The 322-nt window shown below is 56.2% G+C and carries 1 protein-coding gene; it reads right to left on the bottom strand.

Going from position 1 to position 322, the window contains the following annotated elements; genetic code table 11:
- Positions 1 to 21: 21 nt before the first annotated feature.
- Positions 22 to 322 (bottom strand): FHIPEP family type III secretion protein (locus HX803_RS32485; protein ID WP_178926126.1); only part of this gene is annotated, 301 nt, incomplete at its 5' end.

Genomic DNA, 322 nt, shown 5'->3' with positions numbered 1-322 from the left:
GCGTCGCGCGTAACCGAGCTCTCATGCCGCCGCACCGCGCATCAGTTCCTCCTGGCCCAGATCAAAGCGTCCCAACACCTTGACCTTGGAGGCGCTACCCAACTCGGCAAAAGACATCACCGGCACATGATTGAACTCTTCCAACAACAACGTACGCAGCGGACTGCGCAGATCCTGCGCAACCAAAAGCACACTCTTGAGTTTTGGTCGTGCGGAAAAGGCTTGATTGAGCAGATTGATCAACGCCGCGCTGTCATCGTCGCCGAGTGCAAAGAACACTCCCGTCTGAGTCTGGCGAAGAGCTTCACGTAGAGTGCTTTCA

Origin of the sequence: Pseudomonas sp. P7548, assembly GCF_013386585.1 — a bacterium.
In the GTDB taxonomy this organism is placed as follows: Bacteria; Pseudomonadota; Gammaproteobacteria; order Pseudomonadales; family Pseudomonadaceae; genus Aquipseudomonas.
Note: the sequence above shows the minus strand (reverse complement) of the source record. Positions and strands in the feature narration are given on the sequence as shown.